At 61.6% G+C, this 6,000-nt stretch carries 9 protein-coding genes; 3 read left to right on the top strand and 6 right to left on the bottom strand.

Annotation, left to right across the window (positions count from 1 at the left end; genetic code table 11):
• From ACZXDY_RS16070 to ACZXDY_RS16045, 6 genes are all read right to left on the bottom strand, one after another.
• A partial coding sequence (locus ACZXDY_RS16070; RefSeq protein WP_464346162.1) for a hypothetical protein occupies positions 1–201 on the bottom strand: 201 nt, incomplete at its 3' end.
• Between the two features lie 237 nt (positions 202–438).
• Positions 439–1,092 carry an HD domain-containing protein gene (locus ACZXDY_RS16065; RefSeq protein WP_463718210.1) on the bottom strand — a complete coding sequence of 218 codons (654 nt, stop codon included), beginning with the start codon at positions 1,090–1,092 and terminating at the stop codon, positions 439–441.
• 843 nt (positions 1,093–1,935) lie between these two features.
• The gene (locus ACZXDY_RS16060) at positions 1,936–2,139 is read right to left on the bottom strand and encodes a hypothetical protein (protein ID WP_464346161.1); all 204 of its coding nucleotides are present in this window, start codon (positions 2,137–2,139) and stop codon (positions 1,936–1,938) included.
• The gene (locus ACZXDY_RS16055) at positions 2,130–2,831 is read right to left on the bottom strand and encodes a ParB N-terminal domain-containing protein (protein ID WP_464346160.1); all 702 of its coding nucleotides are present in this window, start codon (positions 2,829–2,831) and stop codon (positions 2,130–2,132) included. Before ACZXDY_RS16055 ends, ACZXDY_RS16060 begins: the two co-directional genes overlap by 10 nt.
• Positions 2,821–3,483, bottom strand: a complete 663-nt coding sequence (locus ACZXDY_RS16050; protein WP_464346159.1) for a phosphoadenosine phosphosulfate reductase domain-containing protein — start codon at positions 3,481–3,483, stop codon at positions 2,821–2,823. Before ACZXDY_RS16050 ends, ACZXDY_RS16055 begins: the two co-directional genes overlap by 11 nt.
• Positions 3,484–3,735: 252 nt before the next feature.
• A complete protein-coding gene (locus tag ACZXDY_RS16045) occupies positions 3,736–4,149 on the bottom strand; it encodes an SET domain-containing protein (protein WP_464346158.1) in 414 nt (137 codons plus the stop codon).
• Between the two features lie 840 nt (positions 4,150–4,989).
• Here ACZXDY_RS16045 and ACZXDY_RS16040 point away from each other — a divergent pair.
• From ACZXDY_RS16040 to ACZXDY_RS16030, 3 genes are read left to right on the top strand one after another with little or no spacing between them, the layout of a single operon-like run.
• On the top strand, positions 4,990–5,172 hold the full coding sequence (locus tag ACZXDY_RS16040; protein ID WP_464346157.1) for a hypothetical protein: 183 nt from the start codon (positions 4,990–4,992) through the stop codon (positions 5,170–5,172).
• 45 nt (positions 5,173–5,217) lie between these two features.
• Positions 5,218–5,517 (top strand): hypothetical protein, encoded by a 300-nt coding sequence (locus ACZXDY_RS16035; protein WP_464346156.1) that lies wholly within the window; start codon positions 5,218–5,220, stop codon positions 5,515–5,517.
• A complete protein-coding gene (locus ACZXDY_RS16030; RefSeq protein ID WP_464346155.1) occupies positions 5,517–5,915 on the top strand; it encodes a hypothetical protein in 399 nt (132 codons plus the stop codon). Before ACZXDY_RS16035 ends, ACZXDY_RS16030 begins: the two co-directional genes overlap by 1 nt.
• Positions 5,916–6,000: the final 85 nt, after the last annotated feature.

The following is a 6,000-nucleotide window of genomic DNA, read 5'->3' as shown; positions in this document are numbered from 1 at the left end:
GATCGACACCTCTTGACCGTGCCGCAATCCCGCAAATCCGCTCGCCGCGCTCGCTGGCCCTCGACCGGCCACGGCAGAGCGCGCCCAGATATCCACCAGCCGTCGCAAATCGTCGGACAACTTGTCGAGTTCAAGGCCATCCGCCGCGCATTCGTCAGCGACTTCACCGTCGCGCAACTCGTTGGGCCGACTCGATCTCAATCAACGAGCTCGCCCGCGGCGCTCAAATCCCCATAACGCCTGCCGCACCGCCTTACGTTTCTCACGCGCGGTTTCCTCCCTTGGAGGCTTTCGGACGCCGGCCGCCGAATACGCCGCGCCCTCCCTCAAGCGGCCGGCATCCGAAACCCTTCACATAAGCGGAAGTGCCTTCGCTACTTCATAGGCAGCCTGCCGACGCTAGAAAAGCCTATCCTTTCACGTCTTCGATTTGCAGGTTCAAGACGCCGACTGACCGGCCCAACGCGAGCTCCGCATCAGGCTGCAAAAGTCGCGTCGGTGAAAATGGGGGTCCTGGTCGGCCATGATATCGGCGAGGCCGGTTTGTTGGGTCGTTTCCGGCCGGTGCTTGAGGCCGTCGTAAAACGCCTGGAGAAGGTCCTCCGCGAATTGCGGCGGACGGGGATAGGTCGTCTCCACGGCCTTCCGCTGCGCGTCGGTGAATTCGTCATAGCCAAGGCTTACCAGATCCATCATCACGCCCTCCGCAGTAAGCGCGGCGACGGGATGCAGGTGCGCGGAGATTCCCGGCGTGGTGTGCAGCGCGATCGCAAGCCAGACCTTCTCGATATCGCTTTCCGAGATGCCGTGGCTTCGCAGGAAGTCGCGGGCCGCATTCGCGCCGTCCAGCTCGAAGCGCAGCCGACTTTCCCGGAAGCCGGAGGTCAGGCCGATATCATGGAACATGGTCGCCGTGTACAGCAGCTCCGGATCGATGGTCAGCCCCTTCCGCTTCCCGGCCAGGGCACCCCAGAAATAGACGCGCGTGGAGTGCTGAAACAGAAGGTCGCTCTCGGTGTCGCGAATGAACTGCGTTGCTTCGCGCGCCAATTGGCTGTCGGGAATCTTCACGCCGGAAATCTCGTTGACCATCATGGTGCATCCTCCATCAGTATCAGGTAAGGCCCGAACTCATGCCTTTCAGGTCAGGGCCGAGGTGACCCGCATTACCGCTGGTTTCTGAACTGTCGTTAGTAAGCCCGCATTTTAACCTGACGATGCCCCTTCAAGGAATGGGAGAACAACTCCACATTCAGCAACCCGCGAAGGGGAGCCAGAAGGTGCCGATCGCCTCAGCGACGCATTTGTCGATGGTGCTGCTGTTCATGGGTTCCTCCCTGGTTGATGCAACCGATCGGTTCGGGAGCGACGTCGACAAAGCGGTCGATCAAACGCGGCGCGTCGGGAGCCTCGGTTCAACGCGGAACCTTTAACTTACGTCAATAGGATACGCCCTCCTGCCCCGGTGGGAAAGCGGCGCTGGGCCGGCCACCGCCAAAACCGAGCCGAAGGTCCGGAAGGGGTCAGGATGTGAAGCACTCAGGTTGAGCAAATCTGGTCTCCCCTGCCGCAGTGAGCGGACGTCCATCAGAGGCGGCGCAACTTCGCCGATGGGCCAGAAGCGGCCGTCAGCGTATGGCTGAACAGCGAGAGACCGCCAACTGAGGCGGCCTTACGTCAGCATCATCGAGAGGATCGTGACGAGGGCGACGGCAGTCAGCCCCCAACTCAGCGTGTGTAATACCCAGGGCTGCATCATTGCGCTCCCCCGCTCGGTTTCCGTGCCCAATAAGAGGGAATGCTGGCTCGCGGTGCGTCAATTGACGGCAACCCCACTCACGGGGGGCGTTGGGATGCAAGCAGAGCCGCCGTCGAGGGACAGCATGCCTTGAAGATTTCCCCTTCGTCAATCAGAAAAGTGGATATTTCCTCCTGCTACGTCCGAGCAGCCCGGTGCTTGTGGTCCGACAGGCTCCCGAACAACTTCTCGCCGATGGCTTTCAGGATTTCCCGCTGGTCCCAGGTCAGGCGGGGATCGTGGATCGAGACCACGACGATGCCCTGATCGTGGAAGCCATGGCGCTTGATCGCCTCGCGATCGAAGCTCTTGGGCGAATGAAAATTGGTCCTCAACGGCACGTGTCATCCGACATATTGCACAGACGCATGATCTCCTCCCCGGACTGGTAGCGGTTGTCCGGCAGCTTGGCACTCTGGAGAAAGCCGGTGAGCTGCGCCTCGTCGCGAAACACCACGACGATGAAGAAATTGTCGTTGTCGCGACCAGCCGAGCGCTGGGAGATCGAGCCGTAAAGCTCCCTCGCCTCGCGCACCTTGGCGGCCAGCTCATCCAGCGGATCGTCTCTTGCCTCGACCACGCTGTCGCCGAACATCCGGAACACGTCGGCGTGGTCGAAGCCGGCACCGGCAAAGTCCAGGCCCGGTTCTTTCAGGAGCGTGTTCAGCTGCGCCAGGTCCCAGTCGCCCTGTGCATTCGGGTTGTTCAGGGCGATGTTGATTTCCTTCTCGCGGGTGTCGTCGACGTCGATCTGGGCGACATCGAGTTCATAGTCGGAGGTGCCCATCAGGCTGTCGAGTTGCGACAGGCGCTGATGGCCGCCGACCATGTTGCCGGTACGCACATTCCACGTCAGCGGCGCCACCAGACCGTGTTTCTTCAGGACCGATTTCAGCTTGCGCTTCTCGGCCTCGCCGAGGATGCGCGGGTTGTACGGCGCATTCTTGATCCGCGAGCGATGGACCTTGACCATCGTGAAGGACTGAAACCCGCGGGATTTCAGGTCGGCGACCGTCTGCTTGTCAGATGCCATAGAATTTGCGCCGCCAAACCACGGCCTCGGCGAAAGGGAAGTATTCGCACAGCCGCTTGAAGTCATCGGGATAGGTGTCGTGCAGCCACAACAGCGAAGGCGTCGACAGGTCGATGCCGGTCGCGCTCTTGCCGCTCGATGGCGGCTCGGGGATGTGGCGCGCCCGCAAATAGGCCAACACGTCGTATTTGTGCCAGCCGGCGATCGGGTTGCGGACGGCTTCCTTGTAGTTCGTCGTCATGAAGCGGCGGCGCCATCCGCTGTCGGCACGCTTGGCGCCGGTCAGGATGAAGGGGATGCCCGCCTCCTGCATCGCCAGCGCATAGATGTCGTTGAGTTTCCATTCCGGCAGGTCGTTGTTGCCGTGCCAGTCATTGCAGTAGACACCCTCGCGGACGTACTTCGCCGCGATCCAGTGCGGATACAGACGGATCTCGATCCCGAACCGCTTGCGCCCCTCCTCCAGCTGACGCTCGACGCATTCCAGCCCCGGCACGAGGTACATGAAAAAGCCCTCGACGCTGTCGAAGGTGCGGACCGCCAGGTCTGTGACCACCAGGCTGTCCTTGCCGCCGGAATAAGCGACGAGGGCTTTCGCTGAGATTGAACGGGCCTTGCTCAGATCGTTCAATGCCTCATCGATGATGGACAATCAGTCCACCCTAGCCGCCGCCGCCCGTCCTACGGGCCGCCTTGCGCGCACCTCGGGATTTCCGCGTCGTCTTTCGCGCCGCGGCCTTACGCGTCTTTCGCGTGACCTTTCGGGCCATTGTCAGTCCTCCATATGGGGAAGGTTGCCCCGGACCGATCTCGGCGGAGCCGCGCCGTCGGCCCGAGTTATCTGGGGTCGTCGCTGCCGAAGGGCCCCGGCAAGAGCACTTAATGGGTGCGCTTGCCGCGGCCTTCATCGACCGGACCGTTTACGGCCTCTTGATCTTGCGCAGGCGGCACAGCGACACTTGCGGCCGCCGGCGAAATAGTCCTCGAAATACTCGCGCCCGTAATCGAAGGTGATTTCCTTCCCGGCGGGGATGGATTTGAGCGCGAAGAAATAGACCCGACCTTTGGTGTTCATCACCGGCCGGCAATTCGGCCGGCACGAGTGATTGACGTAGCGGCCGACGTTGCTTCGGACCGAGCCGTCAATCGAGGTCCGGGACGAGACTTCCATCAGATAGCGGTTCTGGATTTTGGACGGATACGGGATGCGTGGGCCGCTATATTCCACGATATTTTCGCCCTTTTCGATTCTACGCGTCGCGAACAGGCCAAGACCCGTTTCCGACCGCGCCACGCGGTACGGCACCGCCTTTCCCATCGAATCAGCCCCCTTTCGGATTTACCGAAATACAACCTCCGTTCCGGCCCACAACCGGAAGGGACAGAAAAAACCCTTTATTCACAGGAGGATAAATCCACTTCCTGTAGGGGATTTTTACCCTACAATCCTCCTCCCCTAGTCGATTTCCTCCCCATAGGGCCGGAGGCGTCGGGCGCAGGAGTCACTGGGTAAAAACAAGGCCGAATGGCCGGGCTGTTTGACAACCGAATCCTAGTACGATCGCGGCGAGTGCATTCAACTCAGACCGACAGGGCCTTCTATTTTCCGGTCTCGCACCCCGCAAACGATGACACCCCCACATAGTCTCCCGCCCGCCTGACGGCATTTCAGCGGTTTCCATAATAGCGCATCCGGTCACATTAGAGCCGGAGTGATGGGAAGGACATCAAGTCGCGAACCGCGATCCAACCGATTCTGCAACGCTAAGCACCAAATCTCTCATTCCCATTTTCGCAACGTCGCGACTCCGACCCCTCATTACGGGCCGGGGCGCAGCCTACACGTGCGTACCGATCAACGGGCCACCTTGCTCCTCGACGCGGCGATGCGCTGAGCACGGTCCGATGGGATGAAGCAGATTTGCGGAGGGACTTAGCCTTCTGCGCCCGCCCGGTAGCGAGGCGCAAAGGGATACGTCCCGTATCAACCCAACCCAACAGGAACAGCAAATGACCAACGGCCCCGGTTTTGCCCGGCTGCGCCGCGCCGCACGGTTCGAGGCGCTGCGCATCGAGACCGTTCGTATTCAACAGGCCGCCCGCGAGGCAGCTGCATTGCGGATCAGGCAGAAGCCCATCAAAAAGAAAGGAGCAAACGATGGCACCACCGATGACAGAAGCAGACCTGAAGCAATTCCTGGCGCAACTGCGCAAGGCGTTGGCCGAGGCAAAAGCCCGCGGTGCCTCGGATCAGGAACGCGCCGCACTCTTCGATGAGATGACGACCGAGTTCCTGGCCAAGCACGACCGGCTGCCAGATCATCCCAAGCCCAAGAACTAGCTCACGGCCGCTTGCCGGCGGTCATTCCCAGCAAAGAGGACAGCCATGATCCACAACGAGCGCGTTTCGCTCGGCACGATCACCGTGCAACTTCGCCCCTACCACGCCAAGGTCAACTTCAAAACCGCGAGCGGCGCCACGCTGCGCAGTGTGTCCGGCGGCAAGACCGCGACTGGATGGCACGTCCGCGCCATCTACAAGAACGGCACCCTGCTCTGCTCGCTGTCCGATAAGGCCGGCGTAGCCGAGATCGTGCTTGCCCGCAAAGGCGACCTGCGCGGCGGCCGCCGCGAGACGTTCAAGAACCTCGCCGAGGCGATCAGCTACCTGTGGGAGAATCTCTGATGAACCACATGCAGCTGATGAAGGCGTTCTACGATCTGCGCCAGCGCCACTTCCGCGAACTCCAGGTCGAGTGGCAGATCGATTGGCATGGCTCGTTCTGGTACTTCCACAGCTTCGGCAACCTCAGCCCTGTCAAGGGCCGCGGCGCCATCGCGCTCGGCGAGGTCTGCGAGCTTGCCGATCAACAGAACGCGACGATCGTGCTGTGGACCTCGGTTGCGCGCCTGCGCGCCTATTACGAGGCCTTCGGCTTCACGCTCCTCGCCAGTGACGAGTTGCCGGCATGGCCGCGCGGCGCAGACATCGCGCACTTTCGCCGCCTGCCTGTCGTCGGCCGCGCTTCGGCTGAATGCGGCGGTTCACCCGTCGCGATACCACTTTCGTCCTCACTCCCTTGAGTGAGCCACGGCGCGGCGCGCCGACGTGATGGACCTCGCGTCCATCGCGCTTCCTGACCTTGCCCAAACGTTCCAGCCGGCGGCG

This window comes from Bradyrhizobium sp. LeoB3, from assembly GCF_055456055.1.
The sequence above is the reverse complement of the archived record's forward strand: the minus strand, read 5'-3'. Positions and strand labels throughout refer to the sequence as shown.